Origin of the sequence: Pseudomonas sp. UFMG81 (assembly GCF_015354575.1) — a bacterium.
In the GTDB taxonomy this organism is placed as follows: Bacteria; Pseudomonadota; Gammaproteobacteria; order Pseudomonadales; family Pseudomonadaceae; genus Aquipseudomonas.
On the sequence record NZ_JACAFQ010000008.1, the window covers coordinates 62,942 to 81,726 of the forward strand.

An 18,785-nucleotide genomic window follows, 5' to 3' on the forward strand; every position below is an offset into this window, starting at 1 on the left:
AAACCATAGGGAGTGATTCGATGCGAATTCTAGTGGTAGGTGCGAGCAAGGGATTGGGCAAGGCACTGGTCGAGGGCCTGGGCCAGGCGGGCGATACGCTGATCGGCGTGTCGCGCACACGGCCTGCGTCGTTGCCGGGCAATGTGCACTGGGTCGAGGCTGACCTCGGTCAACCGCGCCAGGCCGCGGCGGCCATTCATGAAGCGGTGGCCGAGGGCGGGCTGGACGTGCTGGTCTACAACGTCGGCATCTGGGAGCAGGGGGCCTTCGAAGAGGGCTACCGCTTCCTCGACGATGACGATGGGCAGATCGAGCGCATGGTCGCGACCAACCTCACCGCACCATTGCTGCTGATCAAGCGCCTGCTGCCGGTGCTGCTCCAGAGCCCGCGGCCACGCATCATCCTCACCGGTTCCACCTCCGGCCTGCCGGGCAGTGGCCGGCCAGAGGTGACCTTCGGCGCCAGTAAGTTCGGCCTGCGCGGTATCGCCGAAACCCTGCGCGAGGGGTTCCGTGACCAGGGCTTGGGGGTGAGTTGCCTCAACCTTGGCTACCTGAACACCGAAGATGGCCTGGACGTACCGCTGGCCCAGGCCGAGCAGCGCGGCGAGGGCGCGCTGATCCCGCTGCACGATGTGGTGCAGGTGTGCCGGATGATGTTGAGCCTGTCCGCGGCCAGCTACGTGCGCGACATCACCCTGCCGGCGCTGCGCGATGAGCGCTTCTGAGATGCACTTCGAGCAGCAGGTTCGCGAGGTTATCCACAATGACCCGGTGCGCTGGCGATTGCTGGTGTGGGTACGGGAGCTGGCGTTACCGGATTGTTGGATCGGCGCGGGCTTCGTGCGCAACGCGGTGTGGGACCACCTTCATGGTCGCCAGCCAACGGCGCCGGACGGCGATGTGGATGTGCTGTGGTTCGACCAGGCGCGTAGCGACCCTGCCGAGGATAAGCGGCTGGAGGCGCAACTGCGGGCCTGGGCCCCCGGGGTGATGTGGTCGGTGAAGAACCAGGCGCGGATGCACCTGCGCAACGGGCAGGCGCCCTATGCCTCGACCGAGGATGCCATGCGCTATTGGGCGGAGACGGCCACGGCGGTGGCGGTGCGGCGTACAGGCGATGATCGCTGTGAAGTGCTGGCGCCGCTGGGGCTTGAGGATCTGTTCGGGCTTAAGGTGCGTTCGACGCCGGGCAAAGCCGAGGTGATGGCGGTGCGGGTCCGCGACAAGGGGTGGCTGGCGCGGTGGCCGCAATTGCGGATGGCGCCGTAAGGTGCGTTGCCTGTATTGGCCCTATCGCCGGCAAGCCGGCTCCCACACATTCCTGTGGGAGCCGGCTTGCCGGCGATAGGGCCGGATCAATCCGTGAAGATTACCGCTCGATCGCCAGCGCCACGCCCTGGCCACCGCCGATGCACAGGGTGGCCAGGCCTTTCTTGGCATCGCGCTTGATCATTTCGTGCAGCAAGGTCACCAGCACTCGGCAGCCGGACGCACCGATCGGGTGGCCCAGGGCAATAGCGCCGCCGTTGACGTTGACCTTCGCCGCATCCCACTCCAGTTGCTTGCCCACCGCCAGCGCCTGGGCGGCGAACGCTTCGTTGGCCTCGATCAGGTCCAGGTCGGCCAGTTTCCAACCGGCCTTGTCCAAGCAGCGCTGGGTCGCCGACACCGGGCCGATGCCCATGATCGCCGGGTCCACGCCCGCGCTGGCGTAGGCGGCGATCTTCGCCAGCACCGGCAGGCCCAGGGCCTTGGCTTTGGCGGCGCTCATCAGCAGCACCGCGGCGGCGCCGTCGTTGAGGCTGGAGGCATTGCCGGCGGTGACGCTGCCGTCCTTCTTGAACGCCGCGCGCAGCTTGCCCAGGGATTCGGCGCTGGTGCCGGGGCGTGGCTGTTCGTCGGTGTCGAACACCAGCGGCTCGCCTTTCTTCTGCGGGATGTGGATCGGGGTGATTTCGTCCTTGAAGCGCCCGGCCTCGATGGCGGCCACGGCCTTGCGCTGGGATTCGGCGGCAAAGGCGTCCTGCTGCTCGCGGGTGAGGGCGTATTTATCCACCAGGTTCTCGGCGGTGATGCCCATGTGGTAGTCGTTGAACGCGTCCCACAGGCCGTCGGTGATCATGCTGTCGATCAGCTGGCCATGGCCCATGCGCTGGCCAGTGCGGGCCGAAGGCATCACGTAGGGCGCCAGGCTCATGCTTTCCTGGCCACCGGCGATCACCACCTCGGCGTCGCCGCAGCGGATCGCCTGGGCGGCCAGGTGCAGGGCCTTGAGGCCCGAGCCGCAGACCTTGTTCAGGGTCAGCGCCGGTACTTCGTAGGGCAGGCCGGCCTTCACCGCGGCCTGGCGGGCGGGGTTCTGCCCGGCACCGGCGGTGAGCACCTGGCCGAGGATCACTTCGTCGACCTGGGCCGGGTCCAGCTGGGTCTGGGCCAGCAGCTGGCGGATCACCGCGGCGCCCAGCTCGACGGCGGACACGTTGGCCAGGGCCCCCTGGAAGCTGCCGATGGCAGTGCGGGTGGCGGCGACGATGACGACTTCGTTCATTGTTGTTCTCCGGAATGCGGGCGTGATCGCCACAGCATCCTTGCTGGGTGCTTATTTGAGAAGTTTGTTTTTCTTTGCCATTGATCCGAATTTCAAATGAATGAGTGGGGCAGGGCCACGCTTGCACCGCCGGCAACTAAGCTTGGCATCAGCTTCGGGGGGAGCGTTTTCAATCAGCCGATCGGAGCTTCCTGCCATGCGCTACTCAGTGATTGCCATCACCCTGCTGCTCGCCAGCGCCAATACCTTCGCCAAGACCGAATGCACTACGGCCGACCGTAGCACCTGGCAGGATGCCGACACGTTCCAGGCCCGGCTCAAGGAGCAGGGCTACACGATCAACAAGTTCCAGGTCACCAAGGGTAATTGCTACGAGATCTACGGCTTTGACAAGGACGGTCGCAAGGTCGAGATCTACCACGACCCGGTCACGGGCAAGGCGGTCAAGACCGAGATCCACAAATGACCGCCAGCGTGCGGCTGTGGGACCCGTTGCTGCGGGTGTGCCACTGGTCGCTCGCTGGGGTGTTCTTCGCCAACTACTTTTTCAACGAGGCCGGGGACGACTGGCACCAGTGGCTGGGCTATTACGCCTGCGCCTGCCTGGTGCTGCGCCTGGGGTGGGGCTTCGTGGGGCCGCGCAGTGCGCGTTGGGCGGATTTCTGGCCGACCCGGGCGCGGTTGAAAATCCATGCTCGGGCGCTGTGGCGCGGCGAGCGCTATCACCGCATGGGGCACACGCCGATCGGCGCGCTGGTGATGGTGCTGATGATGACCGGCATCGCCAGCCTAGGTGTGACCGGCTGGATGATGCTGGAGGTGGATGCGCTGTGGGGCGCCGAGTGGCTGGAGACCCTGCACAGCTGGCTGGCCGATGCGCTGCTGGCGCTGGTGGGCGTGCATCTGCTGGCGGCGGTGGTGGAGAGTGTGAGGTTGCGGGAGAACCTGCCGCTGTCGATGGTGACCGGGCGGCGGCGGTCGTCTGAGGATCCGTGAACGTAGGGCCGCTTTGCGGCCCTTCCGCGGGCAAGCCCGCTCCCACAGGGATCGCGCTAGGTCTTTAAATTGTGAGCAGGACAGTTGCACCCATAGGGAATCACTCGGACCTGTGGGAGCCGGCTTGCCGGCGAAAAGGGCTGCGCAGCAGCCCCTGCATTAGCATTTACCCCGCCGGGCACTGGTTGGTCACGCAGTGAATCCCACCCCCTCCGGCTGCGATCGCATCGATATCCAGCTGCACCACCTTGCGCCCCGGGTACAACTGCACCAGCAACGCCCGAGCCTTTTCATCGGCACTGCGATCGCCAAACTGCGGGGCGATCACCGCGCCATTGATCAAGAAGTAGTTGATGTACCCCGCGGCAAAGTCCGGGTTGCCCTTGCTGAACTTGTTGCTGCGCGGTTTCAACGGCGGCGACATCGTATGCACCTGCAACTTGCGCCCATCGGCATCGGTGGCGTTCTTGAGGATCTCCAGGTGCTTGCGGGTCACTGCGTAGTCGTAGGAATCCGGATCGTTGTCCAGGTTCGCCACCACCACCCCGGGCGCGGCGAAGCGGGCATAGAAGTCCACGTGGGCGTCGGTGATGTCCTTGTCCTTGATGCCCGGCAGCCAGATGATCTTGCGCAGCCCCAGGCGCGCCTTCAGCTCTTGCTCGACCTCGGCCTTGCTCCAGTCGGGGTTGCGGTTGCGGTTGATCCAGCTGCTCTCGGTCATGATCCCGGTGCCGTGGCCGTCCACCTCGATGCCGCCGCCTTCGCCCACCAGCTCGCTGCGCTGGTACGCAGCATTAGCCGTCTTGGCCACGCGGGCGGCCAGCTTGGCGTCGTAGCGATGCTGCTGCTTGCCGCCCCAGCCGTTGAAGTTGAAGTCCACCGCGCTCAGCGCGCCATCGTCGTCGACCACGAAGTTGGCGCCGATGTCGCGCATCCAGATGTCGTCCAGCTCGGTTTCGACATAGGTGATGTTGTGGCTGCCGCATTCTTCCTCGGCGATGTCGCGCTCGCTGGCGCGGCAGAACACCGTCACCGGCTGGTAGGCGGCGATGGCCCGGGCGATACGGCCCAGCGCGGCCTGGACGTCCTCGGTGAAGTCTTCCCAGATGGCATCCTGGGCGCCGAAGGCGATGTAGGCGCGCTGCTGCGGTTCGCCCTCGTCGGGCATGAACCAGCGGCCGGCCTCGGCGGCGTGGGCGCTGCCCAGGGGCAGGCCGAAGCTGGCGGCGGCGCCAAGGCCGGCGATCACGCTCATGTGTTGCAGGAAGGTGCGGCGAGTGGGCATGGGGTCAGTCCTGTGCAGTCTTGAAGCGGGTCCAGACGCGCATGCGCGCACGCATGTCGGCCTGGGGGATGTCCTTGCCCGGGATCAGCCGGGTGAAGGCAGCGTCATTCAAATAGATGTCGGGGTTGTCACGCAGGCGCGTATCGACCATTGGCCGGGCCTTGGCACTGGCAGTGGGGTAGCCGGTGAAGTTGCTGATGGCGGCCATGTTCTGCGGGCGCATGACGAAGTTGATGAAACGATAGGCGTACTCCGGGTGCTTGGCGTCGGCGGGGATGGCCATGGTGTCCATCCACACCGTGGTGCCTTCGCGGGGCACGCGGTACTGGAAGTCGATGGCCTTGCCGGCGGCCTCGGCGGTGCGTTGAGCCTGGATCACGTCGCCGCTGTAGCCCAGCGACAGGCAGGTGTTGCCGTTGACCAGCTCGGTCACCGGTTGCGACTGCAGCTTGCGCACGTAGGGGCGGATGCCCTTGAGCAGCTCGCTGGCGGCGGCCAGGTCTTCGCGCTTGGCGCTGCGCGGCTCGCGGCCCAGGTAGTGGAGCACCACGGCGAGCACTTCGTCGGGCGAGTCGATCATCGAGATGCCGCAATCGGCGAACTTGGCCGCCAGCTCCGGCTTGAACAGCAGGTCGAGGCTGTCCAGCGGGGCGTCGGGCATGCGCTCGCGGATCTTCTTCGCGTCCATGGTCAGGCCGATGGTGCCCCAGGTGTAGGGCACGGTGGCCTGGCTGGCCTTGGGGTAGCGGTCGTGCAACTTGCGCAGGCTGGGGTCGATGTCGTCGAGCGCGGTCAGCTGCTTGTGGTCCAGCGGTTGCAGGCTGCCGGCGCGCATCAGCCGCTCGGCGACGGTGTCGCCGGGGAACACCAGGTCGTAGCCGCTGCGCCCGGACATCAGCTTGGCTTCGAGCACCTCGCTGCCATCCATGACGTCGTAGATCACCGGGATACCGGTTTCGGCGGTGAACTGCTTGAGGGTGTCCTCGGCGAAATAGTCGGCCCAGTTGTACAGGCGCAGGGCGTCCTGTTCGGCGTGGGCGGCGCTGGTGCAGGCCAGCAGCGCGGCGATGGCCAGCAGGCGTGATGGATGGCGTGGCATGGTTCAGGCCCTCGCGGTTGGCTGGGTGCGGCCGTCGAGGGTCATCAACGGCGCGTACAGGTCGGGGCGGCGGTCGCGGTAGACGCCCCAGCTCAGGCGGTCCTCGCGCATCAGGTCGAGGTCCAGGTCGTGCAGCCACACGCCGCTGCTGTCGCGGTCGGCTTCGGCGATCAAGGCGCCCTTGTGGTCGCAGATGAACGACGAGCCGTAGAAGCGCATCGACAGGCTGTCGTCACTGTTGGCCACTTCCACGCCGACACGGTTGGCCGCCACCACCGGCAGCAGGTTGGCGGCGGCGTGGCCGCGCATGGCCACCTGCCAATGGTCGCGCGAGTCCAGCCCGGCGGCGCCGGGCTCGGAGCCGATGGCGGTGGGGAACAGCAACACTTCGGCGCCCATCAGGGCCAGGCAGCGGGCGGTCTCTGGGAACCACTGGTCCCAGCAGATGCCGATCCCCAGGCGGCCGAAGGCGGTGTCCCAGACCTTGAAGCCGGTGTCGCCGGGGCTGAAGTACTCTTTTTCCTGGTAGCCGATGGCGTTGGGGATATGGCTCTTGCGGTACACCCCCAGCAGCGTGCCGTCGGCGTCGGCCACGGTCAGCGAGTTGAAGAAGGCGTTGCCGGCCCGTTCGTACCAGCTCAGTGGCAGCACTACGCCGAGTTCCTTGGCCAGGGCGGCGAAGCGGCGCAGCAGCGGGCTGTCGTGGTAGTCCTCGGCCAGCGCCTGGTGGCTGTGGCACTGCTCGATGCAGAAGTACGGGGTGGCGAACAGCTCCTGCAGCAGGATCACCTGGGCGCCGTCCGCGGCGGCCTGGCGCACCAGTTGCTCGGCGCGATCGAGGTTGGCCGGCAGGTCCCAGCTGCAGGCCATCTGGGTGGTGGCGATGCGCAGTACGGTCATGGGCGTTCTCCCTGCACCGGCCAGGCCGGCTGCTGCTGGGTGATGCAGTGGATACCACCGCCGCCGTGGGCGATGTGGTCGATGCGCACCGGCACCACTTCGCGGCCGGGGAAGGCCCGGGCCAGCTGGTCGGCGGCGGCCTGGTCGGCGTCGATGCCATAGGCCGGCATGATCACCGCGCCATTGGCCAGGTAGAAGTTGGTGTAGGAGGCGCAGAACACTTCGGCGTCGGTGTCGACCGCTGCCGTGGCTTCGTACAGGTCGAGCAGTTCGAAACGGCGGCCTTGGGCGTCGGTGGCCAGTTCCAGGGCGCGGCGGTTCTCGCGAGCCACTTCGGCATACACCGAACCCTCGTCGTGGGTGGCATCCACCAACAGCACCCCGGGGCGGGCGAAGGCGCACACGCCATCGACATGGCCGTCGGTCATGTCGCCGGTCACGTACTGCGGGTCGCCCGGCAGCCAGATGGTCTTGCGGATGCCCAGCAGGCGGGCGAAGCAGTCCTCGAAGTCGGCCTTGCTCACGCCCGGGTTGCGGTTGGGGTTGAGCAGCACCGATTCGGTGGTGATCAGCGTGCCTTCACCATCGACATGGATGGCGCCGCCTTCGTTGCACAGCGGGGTGCTCAAGCCCTCGAAACCAAGCTGGTCGAGGATGCGCCGGGCCAGGCTGCGGTCCTTGCCGTGCTCGGACTTGTTGCCCCAGGCGTTGAAGCGCCAGCTCAGGCCGGCCACGCCCTGTTGCGGATGCACCAGGAAGCTCGGGCCGCTGTCACGGCACCAGCTGTCGTCGACGGCCAGTTCGATCAGCTCGATGCCCGGCACGCACAGGTCGCGGGCGGTGGCCATGGCGGACGGGTCGACCACCATCTTCACCGGTTCAAAGCGAGCGATGGCGGCGGCCACCCGGGCATAGTCGCGCTGCACGTCGGCCAGGGTCACGCCCCAGCCCGACTCCCACAGCGGTTTATTGTGCGGCCAGATCATCCAGGTGGCGGCGTGGCGGGCCCATTCGGCAGGCATGCGCCAGCCGCTGTCGTGGGACAGGGTCATAGTGAACTCCGATCTATTAGGGATTTTTATCAACGAAGCCCGCCGTCGCGGGTGTTGGTGCCCATGTTATGGCTGGGCATCCTGCGCGACAAACGATAGATTTAGCGTATTTCTGATCAGTCAGGCTTATCAGCATGCTCAAGCATTGGCCCCCGCTCAACGCCCTGCGCGGTTTCGAAGCCGCCGCTCGCCTGGGCAGTTTCCACAAGGCCGCCGAGGCCCTGAACCTCACCCAATCGGCGATCAGCCAGCAGATTCGCAGCCTGGAAGGCTACCTGGAGCAGCCGCTGTTCCATCGCAATGGCCGCAGTGTCAGCCTGACCGATGCCGGGCATGACCTGCTCAGCACCACGCAGACGCTGTTGCAGCAGCTGGCGGTGGGCATCCGCCGGCTCGACCAGTACCGCAAGCCCAACCAGCTGGTGGTCAACACCACCCCGGCGTTCGCCCGGCACTGGCTGCTGCCGCGCCTGGCGGACTTTCACCAGCGCTATCCGGAGGTGGACCTGTGGCTGTTCACCAGCTTCGAGGCACCAGACATGGCCAGCGAGACCATCGACCTGGCGATCCGCGACGACATCGGCGCCCAGGCCGAGTGCAGCTTCACCGTGCTGCACCAGGACCAGCTGTACCCGGCGTGCCACCCGGAGGTGCCCGCGCAGGGGCGCACCACCTTGCATGGTGAGCGGGAGATGGACTGGAGCCATTGGCAGGTCGAAGGCGGCGAGGACGTCGGGCAGCAGGGCAAGGGGCTGAATTTTTCCGACCCGGGGTTGTTGCTGGAGGCGGCGGGCGAGGGCTTGGGGGTTGCCCTGGTCAGCCAGCTGCTGGCGCAGCGGCTGGTGGAGCAGGGGCGGTTGCAGGCGTTGTCTGCCCAGCGCGTGCGGGGCCCGGCGTGGAGCTGCCTGGTGCATCGCGACAGCCAGGACGACCCGCAGGCGCGGCGGTTCCTGGCGTGGGTGCGCCAAGCCCTGCAGCCAGCGGCGCCCTTGTAGGAGCGGCCTTGCGTCGCGAAAGGGGTGCGAAGCGCCCCCAGGATTTGTGAATCACCTCAAGATCGCCGGGGCCGCTCTGCGGCCCTTTCGCGACGCAAGGCCGCTCCTACAAGAGTGAGTGCGACCATGCAGCATTTCGAATCACCCCGTAATATGTGTCGGATGACATGCGAGGGTAGTCTCACCCTCTAGATCAACCGGCAGCCCCCGGATCCGGGCGCTGCCCCAGCCTAAACCTGACGAGGTACAGACATTGGCCATCATTCATCCCAAGGTTCGCGGTTTCATCTGCACCACGACTCACCCCAAGGGCTGCGAGCTCAACGTCCGTGACCAGATCGAAGCCACCCGCAAGCTGGGCGTGCGCGAGGATGGTCCGAAGAAAGTCCTGGTAATCGGCGCCTCCAGCGGCTACGGCCTGGCCGCCCGCATCACCGCGGCGTTCGGCTTCAAGGCCGACACCCTGGGCGTGTTCTTCGAAAAGCCGGGCACCGAGACCAAGGCTGGCACCGCCGGCTGGTACAACTCGGCAGCCTTCGACAAGTTCGCCAAGGCCGAGGGCCTGTACAGCAAGTCGATCAACGGTGACGCCTTCTCCGACGAAGCCCGTGCCAAAGTGATCGAGCTGATCAAGAACGAAATGGGCGGCCAGGTCGACCTGGTCATCTACTCCCTGGCCTCGCCGGTGCGCAAGCTGCCGCAGACCGGTGAAGTGATCCGTTCGGCGCTCAAGCCGATCGGCCAGCCGTACAAGTCGACCGCCATCGACACCAACAAGGACACCATCATCGAGGCCAGTATCGAGCCGGCCACCGAGCAGGAAATCGCCGACACCGTCACCGTGATGGGCGGCCAGGACTGGGAGCTGTGGATCGATGCCCTGAACGCTGCCGGCGTACTGGCGCCACAGGCCCGCACCGTGGCCTTCAGCTACATCGGTACCGAAATCACCTGGCCGATCTACTGGCACGGCGCCCTGGGCAAGGCCAAGCAGGACCTGGACGAAACCGCCCAGCGCCTGGCTGGCAAGGTCGGTGGCAGCGCCAACGTGGCCGTGCTCAAGTCGGTGGTCACCCAAGCCAGCTCGGCCATCCCAGTGATGCCGCTGTACCTGTCCATGGTCTTCAAGATCATGCAGGAGAAGGGCGTGCACGAAGGCACCCAGGACCAGCTGGACCGCATGTTCCGCGACCGCATGTACCGCGCCGACGGCGCCCCGGCGGCGCTGGACGAGAAGGGCCGCCTGCGCCTGGACGACTGGGAACTGCGCGACGACGTGCAGGACGCCTGCAAGGCCATGTGGCCGAACGTGACCACCGAGAACCTGTTCGAACTGACCGACTATGCCGGTTACAAGAAACAGTTCCTCAACCTGTTCGGCTTCGAGCGCGCTGACGTCAACTACGACGAAGACGTGGCCACCGATGTGAAGTTCGACTGCATCGAGCTGTAAGCGCACCCGGCCCTATCGCTGGCAAGCCAGCTCCCACAGGACTTCCACAATGTTTAAGAAAGTGGTGATCCTGTGGGAGCCGGCTTGCCGGCGATGAGGCCGGTACAGGCGACAGATTTTTTGCTAGCGTTGGCGCACAACAACACACAAAGCGCGCCATGAGCAGCCTTACCCAACCCGCCACCGCCTTTCGCCACATCGCCCCCGACGGCTACAGCCTCGGCGGTTTCCGCTGGCGCCACGCCACCCCCGATAGCCAGCGCCCGCTGGTGATCATCAACGCCGCCACCTCGGTGCGCTGCCGCTACTACTCCCGTTTCGCCGACTACCTGTTCGCCCAGGGCTTCGATGTGCTGACCTACGACTACCGGGGCATCGGTGAGTCGCGCCCGGCGTCGTTGCGCGGGTTCCAGGCCACCTGGAGCGACTGGGGCCGGCTGGATTTCGAAGCCATGCTGCAACTGGCCGCCATCGAGCACCCGCAGCAGCCGGTGCACGTGGTCGGGCACAGTTTCGGGGGCTGGGCGCTGGGGCTGGCGCCGTCGGCGGCGCAGGTGAGGCACGCGGTACTGGTGGGGGCGCAGTTCGCCTATTGGCGCGATTACGCGGCGGGCCAGCGCTGGCAGCTCTATGGCAAATGGCATGTGCTGATGCCATTGCTCACCCGGTTATTTGGCTATTTCCCGGGCAAGCGCCTGGGCTGGCTGGAAGACACCCCGGCTGGCGTGGTATGGGACTGGAGCACCCGCACGCCGCGCTACGAGCAGCGGCCCAGCGGGCGCTCACTGGAGACGTTGCCCTTTGCCCAGGTCAATGCGTCGACCTTGGCGATCAGCCTGACCGATGACCCGTTTGGCACAGTGGCGGCCACCGAACGGTTGCTGGGGTATCTTCACCCGGCCCAACGCAGCCATCTGCGGGTGGCACCTGGGGATATCGAGGTGGAGGCGATCGGTCATTTCGCTTTCTTCCATGACCGCTTTCGCGACAGCCTGTGGCCAACCGCGCTGGGTTGGTTGCAGGCCGGGCGGTTACCGGAACAGGTGCCGGGCCGGGTTATCGGCTGAGGGGCCATCGCGGGGCAAGTCGCATCGGCGCACCGCCGCTCCCACGTCAGCCCCGCGATGGCGTTCAGATGGGATAGCCGTACAACGCCACTACCAGCCCGGCCAGCGCGCAGACGATCAATACCTCCAGCACCCCGCGCCGGAATATCATCAACCCGACCCCGGCCAGCACCGCGATCCCCAGCGCGGCCCAGTCCACCTGCTGGGCAAACCCATGTGGCCAGAACACGTGGTAGGCAAAGAACAGCGCCAGGTTGAGGATCACCCCCACCACTGCCGCGCTGATCGCCGTCAGCGGCGCAGTGAAGCGCAACTGCCGGCGGCTGCTTTCCACCAGCGGCGCGCCGATCAGGATGAACAGGAACGATGGCAGGAAGGTGAACCAGGTGACCAGGCAGGCCGCCAGCGCACCCGCGAGGAATGCCTGTTCCGGGCCGAACTGCGCCTGCACGTAGCCACCCACGAAGCCGACGAACGCCACCACCATGATCAGTGGGCCGGGCGTGCTTTCCCCCAAAGCCAGGCCGTCGATCATCTGGGTCGGTGTCAACCAGCCATAGTGGCTGACCGCGCCCTGGTACACGTAGGGCAGCACCGCATAGGCGCCACCGAAGGTCAGTAGCGCGGCCTTGGTGAAGAACCAGGCCATCTGGGTGTAGGTGCCTTGCCAGCCGAACAGCACCGTCAGCGTGGCCATTGGCAGGCACCACAGTGCAGCGCCGCAGAGCACCAGCAGCACCAGCCGCGACCAGCGAAACCGCGTGTGCGCCGGGGCCGGCTGCTGCGTGTCAGTGTCTTCGACCGCAGTGGCTGTGGTACGGAACAGGTGCGGGCGCCAGCGCCCGCCCAGGTAACCGATCAACCCGGCGCCCAGCACAATCAACGGAAACGGCAGCCCCAGCCCGAACAGGGCAACGAACGCAGCCAGGGCGATGCCCCATAGCGCGGCGTTGTGCAGTACCCGCGAGCCGATGCGCCAGGCCGCCTGCAAAACGATGGCGGTGATCGCCGGTTTGAGCCCGTAGAACACGCCGGCCACCAGGGGTTGCTGGCCGTGGGCGACATACACCCAGGACAGGCCGATGAGGATGAACAGCGAGGGCAGGATGAACAGTGCGCCGGCAACGATGCCGCCCCAGGTGCGGTGCATCAGCCAGCCCAGGTAGGTGGCCAGTTGCTGGGCCTCGGGGCCGGGCAGCAGCATGCAGTAGTTGAGGGCGTGGAGAAAGCGCGACTCGCTGAGCCAGCGGCGCCGCTCGACGATCTCCCGGTGCATCAGGGCGATCTGCCCGGCGGGGCCGCCGAAGCCGATGAAACCGAGCTTGAGCCAGAACAGCAGCGCCTGGCGCAAGGGGATGCTGTTGGTTTGCATGCTGGTGAGTTCCGGCAGTGAGGGGGAATCGCGGGGCAAGTCGCATCGGCGCACCGCCGCTGCGACTTGCCCCGCGATGGGCTATCAGCCCAGGCGCGCCAGCGGCTGCGCAGCGAATTTCACCCCCGCCAGCCCATGCTTGATCAGCGCGCGGATGTTGCCGTGGTCGCTGCCCTCAGGTGTGGCCACGACGCTGCGGTAATGCTCGCCAAACGCCAGCAGCGCTTCCTGGTCGCTCAGCCCTTCCAGCAGGGCCAGGCCCAGGGTCTTGCACGAGCCTTCGTTCTGCCCGGCGGCGTTGTGCACGTCGCCATTGTCGAAGGCCTGGGGCTGGTAGCTGTAGTGGGCGGTGACAAAGGCCAGGGTGTCGGCGAATACGTGTTCGCCGCCGGCCAGGCTGGCACGCAGGGTGTTCAGGTCAGTCACGGGGTTTTCCTTGTTCGAATGCGGCTTTCTGCTCGGCGCTGGCTTCGTTCTGGTACTGGGCTTTCCAGTCGTTGTAGGGCATGCCGTACACCTGCTCGCGGGCATCGTCCAGGCTCAGCTCGATCTGGCGATCGTCGGCGGCGGCCTTGAGCCATTTCGACAGGCAGTTGCGGCAGAAGCCGGAGAGGTTCATCAGGTCGATGTTCTGCACGTCGGTGCGCTTTTGCAGATGGTCGACCAGGCGCCGGAACGCGGCGGCTTCGAGTTCGAGCTGTTGTTGCGGGGTCATGGGCGGTCTCTCAGGTCATGCGGTTCTTCAGATGGCGGCCACCGTTGATGACCACCTGGCTGCCGGTGCTGTACTGGCTGTGCAGCAGGAACAGCACGGCGTCGATCAGCGGGCGGGCGCCGGGTTCGAACTCCAGCAAGGCTTTTTTCAGAGTCTGCTGGCGGTAGTGCTCGTCGCCCCCTTCCTTGAGGATCAGCAGCCCGGGCAGGATACCGTTGACGCGCACCGTGGGCGCGTACTTTTCGGCGAACGACAGCACCATGTTCTGCAGCGCGGCCTTGGTCGCGGCATAGCCGATATGGCTCTTGCTGCCGCGCGAGGAGGTCTCGTCGCAGATGTGGATGATGTCGGCCTTGTCCACTTTGCCCAGCAGCTCACCCAGGGCGAGGTTGAGGTGGTAGGGCGCCTCGACATGCAGGCGGAACATGGTGTCGAGGTTGTCGAGATCGTCGTCGAGCCACAGCGAGGCGTTGTGGATGATCGCGCGCAGGCCGTCGTAGTGGCTGTGCAGGTGGTCGATCAGGGCCTGGCGGTCGGCAGTGTGGGTGAGGTCGGCCTGGAATGGGTGGATGTTCGGGTGTTCGGCCTGCGGGTTGAGGCTGCGGCTGGCGCTGACCACCGTATGGCCGGCCTGTGCCAGCTCAAGGGCCAGGGCCAGCCCGACGCGCTGGCTGGCTCCGGTGATGAGGATTGGGCTGTTCATGTTCGGGCGGTCTGTTCGTCTGTCCGTGCGTGATGCCCCAGCATACCCGAACTGCACCGCCTTGCGAGCCCGTGCCTCAGCGGCTGCGCAGGCCTTGCGGGCTGCTGTCGGCGGGGCGTGGTGTGGCGTTCAGCCAACCGGCCAGCAAGCGCGTGGACAGCGGGATGAACAGGTACACCATCAGTGGGGTCAGGGCCAGGGTGCTCAGCAGCACGCGCGGCAACAGGTCGAGGGCCGCCAGCCAGTGGCCGAACAGCAGGTTGAACAGCAGCGATACCGGGAAGAACGCCAGCCAGATGGCCGTGGCCTGCTTCCAGCGCGGCGGTTTTTGCACCGTATTGGTGCCAAACCAGTCGTCGATGCCACTCACGCGCCTCTCTTTGGGGCGCTCGAACAGGCCGTCGCCGCGTTGCAGCCAGGCCCGGCGCGAAGCCGAATGCTCCCAGGCGTGCAGGGTCTGTTCGTTGGTGAAGCGGAAGATGATCTGGAATTCATCGCCTTCGCTGGGCGGGGCGAGGATGCCCGAACCAAGGTAGCCGGGGAAGTCGGTGGCCAGCTGCTCGCCTTCGTGCAGCCAGGCCAGCAGGTGCTGGTAGCGGCCATGGGCGGCGCGGCGCGACACCATCAGGGTGACGGGGGTAGACATCGTGTATCTCCTGGCGACGGGGCTGGCGGGTAGCCGGCCCCTTGGCATGCGGCCCGGGGTGGTGGGCGGCGCAGGCGCTCTTGCAAGAATCGGGCACGGATTATCGCCGATCGATCATGACTGTAGGAGCGGCCTTGTGTCGCGATCGGGGCGCGCAGCGGCCCCAGCAGTCTCGGATGGAGCAAAAAACCTCAGGGCCCATCGCGGTTCAGGTCGTCAGAAGGCAGGTTGCGCGTGCAGCTCGGGGTGGGCCTGGCGGTGGGCCTGGAGGATGTACTCGCGCAGGCGCTCGATTTCCTCGGCGGGGGTTTGCGACAGATCATAGGCGGCATGCCGGGCGTTGATGCGCCGGCGCAGTACGCCACGCAGGCCGATCGGCGGAACATCGCCGGGGGCGAAGCGCAGGTCGAAACGGCTGGGGGCCTTGGCGTTGCCACGCACTTCCAGCAGCACACCCTTGAAGGAGATATCGCGCACCCACAAGTCGCTTGCCTGGCCGTGGTCGCCCAGCAGCGGTGATGGGCGCTCGAGCGACAGGCGCCATGGCCGCAGCATGGGGCCGTCTTCGTAGATGTCCGGTGAGCCCAGTTGCAGGTGCAGGGCGTGGAACTCGTCCTCGACCAGTTGCAGGGGGAAGCTCAGTTGCTGGTTGTTGAAGTTGGCCTGCAGCGTGACTTGCTCGTTGGCGATCAGGCGGGTGAGCAGCTCATTCAGGCGACGGTCGCCATTGACCCGCAGGCTCGACACCGGGTCGGCCAGGTTCAGCTGGGGGGAATGCTGCATGTCCTGGATGAAATCCAGTTCGGCCTGGGAGAGGAGGGCGTCTGCTTGCATGGTCGAGCTCGGGTCGATCGATAGGGTGACTGCACGGCGATTGACCGTGGCGAATGCGCTTCGTTCAAGCCATTCGTCGGATGGTCATCAGTGATGTGACTTTCGACGGATGCGGCCTTTTGCCACTGTCGGGTGCTAGTATCCTACGTTTTCACTCAGTTTCGGAATCCTCGTTCGATGAAAGTCGCCATTATTTCCGGTTCGGTGTACGGCACCGCCGAAGAAGTTGCCCGTCACGCCGAAGCGCAGCTCAAGGCTGCCGGCTTCGAAGCCTGGCAAGCCGCCCGCGCCACCCTGCAGGACCTCGAAGGTTTCGCCCCCGAAGCGTTGCTGGCGGTGACCTCGACCACCGGCATGGGCGAGCTGCCGGACAGCCTGATGCCGCTGTACAGCACTATCCGTGACACATTGCCGGCCGCCTGGCGCGGTTTGCCGGGGGCGGTGATCGGCCTGGGCGATTCGAGCTATGGCGACACCTATTGCGGCGGCGGTGAGCAGATGCGCGAGTTGTTCGCCGAGCTGGGCGTCAATGAGGTGCTGCCGATGTTGCGCCTGGATGCCAGCGAAACCGTGACGCCGGAGACCGATGCCGAGCCGTGGCTGGCGCAGTTCGCGGCGGCTCTCAAGGGTTGATGCCGCCCTTGCTGGCCAATCGCCGGCAAGCCCCACCCTGAAGTTTGCACGTCACCTGTAGGAGCGGCCTTGTGCCGCGAAAGGGGCGCAAAGCGGCCCCGGCGATCTGGGGCGTACTCGAGATCCTGGGGGCGCTGCGCCCCCCTTTCCGGCCGGTCCGGCGCCCCGGCAAGGCCGCTCCTACAGAAGGCCTGTGCAAGACAGTTGCTCCCATTCGAGCCCTGGGCAATTTCTGTGGGAGCCGGCTTGCCGGCGATTGGGCCTTCAGGGCTTTACACTTTTCGACTGGATTCACGCATCAACGCCAGCCACGCCTGCGCCGCCCGCGACAGATACGCCCCGCGCCGCCAGATGAAGGCAATGTCCCAGCGCAGGTAATCTGGTGCGCTCAATGGCAAGCGCACCACCCCCGGCCGCTCCAGCGCCTGGGCCACGATCCTCGGCAACAGCACCACCCCTTGTCCCGCCGCCACCAGCGCGGCGAGAAAGTCCGCCTGGCCGCTGCGCCCCCCTTCCTTCGGTGTGAAGCCCAACTGCTGGCAGGCGTTGAGTAGCCGGTCGTTGAGCACGAAGCTGCGCTGATACAGCAGGAAGGGGGTGTCGGCCAGCTGCGCCAGTGCGACCTCGGCCTGGCCCGCCAGGGCATGGTCGACCGGCAGCAGGGCATCCAACGGTTCATTGCAGAAAGGCTCGGACGCAAATGCCGGGTCGCTTGGCGTGAGGCTGCCGCCCAACTCCAGCTCGCCACTTTTCACGGCTTGCTCGATGGTCCGGCTGCCGCCTTCGAGCAAGTGCACGGCAATGTTCGGGTAGCGCCGCCGGTATTCGGCGAACAACCCGGCGAACAGCGCATCGCTGCCCAGCAACGGCAGGCCCAGGTGCAATTCGCCACGGGCCATCTGCCCCAGGTCGTCCAACTCGTTGAGCAGCTCCTGGCGCTGGCGCATGAGCACTTCGCCGCGCGCGAGCACGATGCGCCCGGCCTCGGTCAGCAACAACTGCGAGCCCTGGCGCTCCAGCAAGGGCTGGCCGAGGTCCTGTTCCAATTGGGCGACCTGCTTGCTCACAGCCGACTGGCTGATGTGCAAGGTGCCTGCCGCCTGAGTGAAGCCGCCACGGTGGATCACTTCGATGAAGCTGCGCAGTTGCTTGAATTCCATGCTCTGGATTCCATTGTGGAATGGCTTCAAGTCTAACAATTCGCTTCTGGCCTGGTAGAGCGACTTTTACAATGGGGGCGTTGTCGAGGAACCCCGCCATGAATCCTGTATTGCTCAAGAAAACCCTGCGCCTGCTTGCCGAACTGGCCGTACTGCTCGCCTTGTTCCTGATCGGCGGCCAGCTCGCCGCCTGGCTCGGTTGGCCGATCCCCGGTGGCGTGATGGGGCTGGCCCTGCTGCTGGCGCTGTTCGCCACTGGCCTGATCAAGCCCACCACCCTGCAAATGGGGGCCGGCTGGCTGATGGCCGAGATGCTGCTGTTCTTCATCCCCGCGCTGATGAGCCTGCTGGACTACGGCAGCCTGCTGCGCAGCGAGGGCTGGCGCATCCTGCTGGTGATCGCCATCAGCACCCTGCTGGTGATGGTGGTCACTGCGCTGACCGTGGAGCTGGTGTGCCGGTGGAGGTTGCGCCATGAGCCTTGAACCCATGTCGCTGTTCTGGCTCGCGCTGACCCTGGGCGCGTATGTGAGCAGCCGCTGGCTGTATCGGCGCAGCGGCCGCTACCTGCTTTCGCCGCTGATCCTGGTGCCGGCCCTGCTCCTGGCGGTAGCCGTGCCATTGCATACGGCCTACGCCGAATATGCCCGCAACACCCATTGGCTGATGGGCGTGCTGGGCCCGGTGACGGTGGCCTTCGCCATACCGATCTGGCAACAGCGGGCACTGCTGGCGCGGCACTGGCCGGCGCTGCTGGTGGGCATGCTGGCCGGCAGCGTGGCGTCGATCGGCAGCTCCTGGGCGCTGGCCCACGGCCTGGCGCTGGATGAGTCGGTCAGCCTGTCGCTGCTGCCGCGCTCGATCACCACGCCCTTCGCCATGCCGGTGGCCCAGGACTTGGGCGGGGTGCCGGAGCTGACCGCAGTGTTCGTGATGTTCACCGGGGTGCTGGGGGCGATGTTCGGCGGCATCCTGCTGCGCTGGTTGCCGCTGCGCACGCCGCTGGCGCGGGGCGCGCTGTTCGGCGTGGGCGCCCATGGCGCCGGGGTGAGCAGGGCGCAGGAGGTTGGCCGCGAGGAGGGCTCGGTGGCCGGCCTGGTCATGGTCCTCACCGGCCTGCTCAACCTGTTCGCCGCGCCCCTGCTGGTGTGGCTGATCTGACCGTTCGTGCCACTGACTCGCACGGTCATCAGGCTGGCTGCCAAGGCGACTTAATACTTTCGTTTTGCCTTCTAGACTCAGCCTCGACATAGAGAGCACATGTATGTGCCGAGGTGAAATGCAATGAACGCAGCCTTGCCCTATTCCGACACTTGCACGCAAC

The 18,785-nt window shown here is 66.2% G+C and carries 22 protein-coding genes; 10 read left to right on the forward strand and 12 right to left on the reverse strand.

Features of this window, described 5'->3' with window-relative positions; all coding sequences use genetic code 11:
• Positions 1 to 20 precede the first annotated feature (20 nt).
• A complete protein-coding gene (locus IX761_RS08260; protein ID WP_194789111.1) occupies positions 21 to 728 on the forward strand; it encodes an SDR family oxidoreductase in 708 nt (235 codons plus the stop codon).
• Position 729: 1 nt separating this feature from the next.
• Positions 730 to 1,272: a nucleotidyltransferase family protein gene (locus tag IX761_RS08265; protein ID WP_194789259.1), complete on the forward strand. Its 543-nt coding sequence runs from the start codon at positions 730 to 732 to the stop codon at positions 1,270 to 1,272.
• A 100-nt stretch (positions 1,273 to 1,372) separates the two neighbouring features.
• Here the strand turns inward: IX761_RS08265 and IX761_RS08270 are convergent, their stop codons facing one another.
• Complete coding sequence (locus IX761_RS08270) at positions 1,373 to 2,551, reverse strand: acetyl-CoA C-acetyltransferase (protein WP_194789112.1); 1,179 nt, start codon at positions 2,549 to 2,551, stop codon at positions 1,373 to 1,375.
• Positions 2,552 to 2,747: 196 nt separating this feature from the next.
• Between IX761_RS08270 and IX761_RS08275 the strand changes: the two genes are divergently transcribed.
• Positions 2,748 to 3,017, forward strand: coding sequence for a PepSY domain-containing protein (locus IX761_RS08275; RefSeq protein ID WP_194789113.1), 270 nt, complete (start codon positions 2,748 to 2,750; stop codon positions 3,015 to 3,017).
• Positions 3,014 to 3,547, forward strand: coding sequence for a cytochrome b/b6 domain-containing protein (locus IX761_RS08280; protein ID WP_194789114.1), 534 nt, complete (start codon positions 3,014 to 3,016; stop codon positions 3,545 to 3,547). Before IX761_RS08275 ends, IX761_RS08280 begins: the two co-directional genes overlap by 4 nt.
• Before the next feature lie 166 nt (positions 3,548 to 3,713).
• Here IX761_RS08280 and IX761_RS08285 read toward each other — a convergent pair whose 3' ends face one another.
• From IX761_RS08285 to IX761_RS08300, 4 genes are read right to left on the reverse strand one after another with little or no spacing between them, the layout of a single operon-like run.
• Positions 3,714 to 4,832 (reverse strand): agmatine deiminase family protein, encoded by a 1,119-nt coding sequence (locus tag IX761_RS08285; RefSeq protein WP_194789115.1) that lies wholly within the window; start codon positions 4,830 to 4,832, stop codon positions 3,714 to 3,716.
• A gap of 4 nt (positions 4,833 to 4,836) precedes the next feature.
• Entirely contained in the window at positions 4,837 to 5,931 is a 1,095-nt protein-coding gene (locus IX761_RS08290; RefSeq protein WP_194789116.1) for an extracellular solute-binding protein, read from the reverse strand.
• Between the two features lie 3 nt (positions 5,932 to 5,934).
• Complete coding sequence (gene aguB, locus IX761_RS08295; protein ID WP_194789117.1) at positions 5,935 to 6,831, reverse strand: N-carbamoylputrescine amidase; 897 nt, start codon at positions 6,829 to 6,831, stop codon at positions 5,935 to 5,937.
• Positions 6,828 to 7,883 carry an agmatine deiminase family protein gene (locus tag IX761_RS08300; protein WP_194789118.1) on the reverse strand — a complete coding sequence of 352 codons (1,056 nt, stop codon included), beginning with the start codon at positions 7,881 to 7,883 and terminating at the stop codon, positions 6,828 to 6,830. The genes aguB and IX761_RS08300 overlap by 4 nt, the downstream gene beginning before the upstream one ends.
• A gap of 134 nt (positions 7,884 to 8,017) precedes the next feature.
• Between IX761_RS08300 and IX761_RS08305 the strand changes: the two genes are divergently transcribed.
• From IX761_RS08305 to IX761_RS08315, 3 genes are all read left to right on the forward strand, one after another.
• Positions 8,018 to 8,878: a LysR substrate-binding domain-containing protein gene (locus tag IX761_RS08305; protein ID WP_194789119.1), complete on the forward strand. Its 861-nt coding sequence runs from the start codon at positions 8,018 to 8,020 to the stop codon at positions 8,876 to 8,878.
• Between the two features lie 253 nt (positions 8,879 to 9,131).
• Complete coding sequence (gene fabV, locus IX761_RS08310) at positions 9,132 to 10,331, forward strand: enoyl-ACP reductase FabV (RefSeq protein ID WP_194789120.1); 1,200 nt, start codon at positions 9,132 to 9,134, stop codon at positions 10,329 to 10,331.
• A gap of 158 nt (positions 10,332 to 10,489) precedes the next feature.
• Positions 10,490 to 11,398 carry an alpha/beta fold hydrolase gene (locus IX761_RS08315; protein WP_194789121.1) on the forward strand — a complete coding sequence of 303 codons (909 nt, stop codon included), beginning with the start codon at positions 10,490 to 10,492 and terminating at the stop codon, positions 11,396 to 11,398.
• Positions 11,399 to 11,462: 64 nt separating this feature from the next.
• On the opposite strand, the gene chrA is transcribed toward IX761_RS08315, so the two are convergent.
• The 6 genes from chrA to IX761_RS08345 form a co-directional block, all read right to left on the reverse strand.
• A complete protein-coding gene (gene chrA, locus IX761_RS08320) occupies positions 11,463 to 12,770 on the reverse strand; it encodes a chromate efflux transporter (RefSeq protein ID WP_194789122.1) in 1,308 nt (435 codons plus the stop codon).
• Between the two features lie 84 nt (positions 12,771 to 12,854).
• Positions 12,855 to 13,196, reverse strand: a complete 342-nt coding sequence (locus tag IX761_RS08325) for a HopJ type III effector protein (RefSeq protein ID WP_194789123.1) — start codon at positions 13,194 to 13,196, stop codon at positions 12,855 to 12,857.
• Complete coding sequence (locus IX761_RS08330; protein ID WP_194789124.1) at positions 13,189 to 13,485, reverse strand: DUF1244 domain-containing protein; 297 nt, start codon at positions 13,483 to 13,485, stop codon at positions 13,189 to 13,191. Before IX761_RS08330 ends, IX761_RS08325 begins: the two co-directional genes overlap by 8 nt.
• A gap of 10 nt (positions 13,486 to 13,495) precedes the next feature.
• Positions 13,496 to 14,188, reverse strand: coding sequence for a dihydromonapterin reductase (gene folM, locus IX761_RS08335; protein WP_194789125.1), 693 nt, complete (start codon positions 14,186 to 14,188; stop codon positions 13,496 to 13,498).
• Between the two features lie 76 nt (positions 14,189 to 14,264).
• A complete protein-coding gene (locus tag IX761_RS08340) occupies positions 14,265 to 14,834 on the reverse strand; it encodes an antibiotic biosynthesis monooxygenase (protein WP_194789126.1) in 570 nt (189 codons plus the stop codon).
• 216 nt (positions 14,835 to 15,050) lie between these two features.
• Positions 15,051 to 15,668, reverse strand: a complete 618-nt coding sequence (locus IX761_RS08345) for a hypothetical protein (RefSeq protein ID WP_194789127.1) — start codon at positions 15,666 to 15,668, stop codon at positions 15,051 to 15,053.
• A gap of 177 nt (positions 15,669 to 15,845) precedes the next feature.
• On the opposite strand from IX761_RS08345, the gene IX761_RS08350 reads away from it, so the two are divergent.
• Positions 15,846 to 16,301 (forward strand): flavodoxin, encoded by a 456-nt coding sequence (locus IX761_RS08350; RefSeq protein ID WP_194789128.1) that lies wholly within the window; start codon positions 15,846 to 15,848, stop codon positions 16,299 to 16,301.
• Positions 16,302 to 16,573: 272 nt separating this feature from the next.
• On the opposite strand, the gene IX761_RS08355 is transcribed toward IX761_RS08350, so the two are convergent.
• On the reverse strand, positions 16,574 to 17,461 hold the full coding sequence (locus tag IX761_RS08355; RefSeq protein ID WP_194789129.1) for a LysR family transcriptional regulator: 888 nt from the start codon (positions 17,459 to 17,461) through the stop codon (positions 16,574 to 16,576).
• 98 nt (positions 17,462 to 17,559) lie between these two features.
• Between IX761_RS08355 and IX761_RS08360 the strand changes: the two genes are divergently transcribed.
• Together IX761_RS08360 and IX761_RS08365 are read left to right on the forward strand one after the other, a co-directional pair.
• Complete coding sequence (locus IX761_RS08360) at positions 17,560 to 17,946, forward strand: CidA/LrgA family protein (protein ID WP_194789130.1); 387 nt, start codon at positions 17,560 to 17,562, stop codon at positions 17,944 to 17,946.
• Positions 17,936 to 18,622, forward strand: a complete 687-nt coding sequence (locus IX761_RS08365; protein ID WP_194789131.1) for an LrgB family protein — start codon at positions 17,936 to 17,938, stop codon at positions 18,620 to 18,622. Before IX761_RS08360 ends, IX761_RS08365 begins: the two co-directional genes overlap by 11 nt.
• The last annotated feature ends 163 nt before the right edge of the window (positions 18,623 to 18,785 follow it).

Excerpts from the sequence above, each read along its gene's own strand:
- IX761_RS08260 (WP_194789111.1), top strand. The coding sequence starts at position 21 with ATGCGAATTCTAGTGGTAGGTGCGAGCAAGGGATTGGGCAAGGCACTG.
- IX761_RS08265 (WP_194789259.1), top strand. The coding sequence starts at position 730 with ATGCACTTCGAGCAGCAGGTTCGCGAGGTTATCCACAATGACCCGGTG.
- IX761_RS08270 (WP_194789112.1), bottom strand. The coding sequence starts at position 2,551 with ATGAACGAAGTCGTCATCGTCGCCGCCACCCGCACTGCCATCGGCAGC.
- IX761_RS08275 (WP_194789113.1), top strand. The coding sequence starts at position 2,748 with ATGCGCTACTCAGTGATTGCCATCACCCTGCTGCTCGCCAGCGCCAAT.
- IX761_RS08280 (WP_194789114.1), top strand. The coding sequence starts at position 3,014 with ATGACCGCCAGCGTGCGGCTGTGGGACCCGTTGCTGCGGGTGTGCCAC.
- IX761_RS08285 (WP_194789115.1), bottom strand. The coding sequence starts at position 4,832 with ATGCCCACTCGCCGCACCTTCCTGCAACACATGAGCGTGATCGCCGGC.
- IX761_RS08290 (WP_194789116.1), bottom strand. The coding sequence starts at position 5,931 with ATGCCACGCCATCCATCACGCCTGCTGGCCATCGCCGCGCTGCTGGCC.
- aguB (WP_194789117.1), bottom strand. The coding sequence starts at position 6,831 with ATGACCGTACTGCGCATCGCCACCACCCAGATGGCCTGCAGCTGGGAC.
- IX761_RS08300 (WP_194789118.1), bottom strand. The coding sequence starts at position 7,883 with ATGACCCTGTCCCACGACAGCGGCTGGCGCATGCCTGCCGAATGGGCC.
- IX761_RS08305 (WP_194789119.1), top strand. The coding sequence starts at position 8,018 with ATGCTCAAGCATTGGCCCCCGCTCAACGCCCTGCGCGGTTTCGAAGCC.
- IX761_RS08315 (WP_194789121.1), top strand. The coding sequence starts at position 10,490 with ATGAGCAGCCTTACCCAACCCGCCACCGCCTTTCGCCACATCGCCCCC.
- chrA (WP_194789122.1), bottom strand. The coding sequence starts at position 12,770 with ATGCAAACCAACAGCATCCCCTTGCGCCAGGCGCTGCTGTTCTGGCTC.
- IX761_RS08330 (WP_194789124.1), bottom strand. The coding sequence starts at position 13,485 with ATGACCCCGCAACAACAGCTCGAACTCGAAGCCGCCGCGTTCCGGCGC.
- folM (WP_194789125.1), bottom strand. The coding sequence starts at position 14,188 with ATGAACAGCCCAATCCTCATCACCGGAGCCAGCCAGCGCGTCGGGCTG.
- IX761_RS08340 (WP_194789126.1), bottom strand. The coding sequence starts at position 14,834 with ATGTCTACCCCCGTCACCCTGATGGTGTCGCGCCGCGCCGCCCATGGC.
- IX761_RS08345 (WP_194789127.1), bottom strand. The coding sequence starts at position 15,668 with ATGCAAGCAGACGCCCTCCTCTCCCAGGCCGAACTGGATTTCATCCAG.
- IX761_RS08350 (WP_194789128.1), top strand. The coding sequence starts at position 15,846 with ATGAAAGTCGCCATTATTTCCGGTTCGGTGTACGGCACCGCCGAAGAA.
- IX761_RS08355 (WP_194789129.1), bottom strand. The coding sequence starts at position 17,461 with ATGGAATTCAAGCAACTGCGCAGCTTCATCGAAGTGATCCACCGTGGC.
- IX761_RS08360 (WP_194789130.1), top strand. The coding sequence starts at position 17,560 with ATGAATCCTGTATTGCTCAAGAAAACCCTGCGCCTGCTTGCCGAACTG.
- IX761_RS08365 (WP_194789131.1), top strand. The coding sequence starts at position 17,936 with ATGAGCCTTGAACCCATGTCGCTGTTCTGGCTCGCGCTGACCCTGGGC.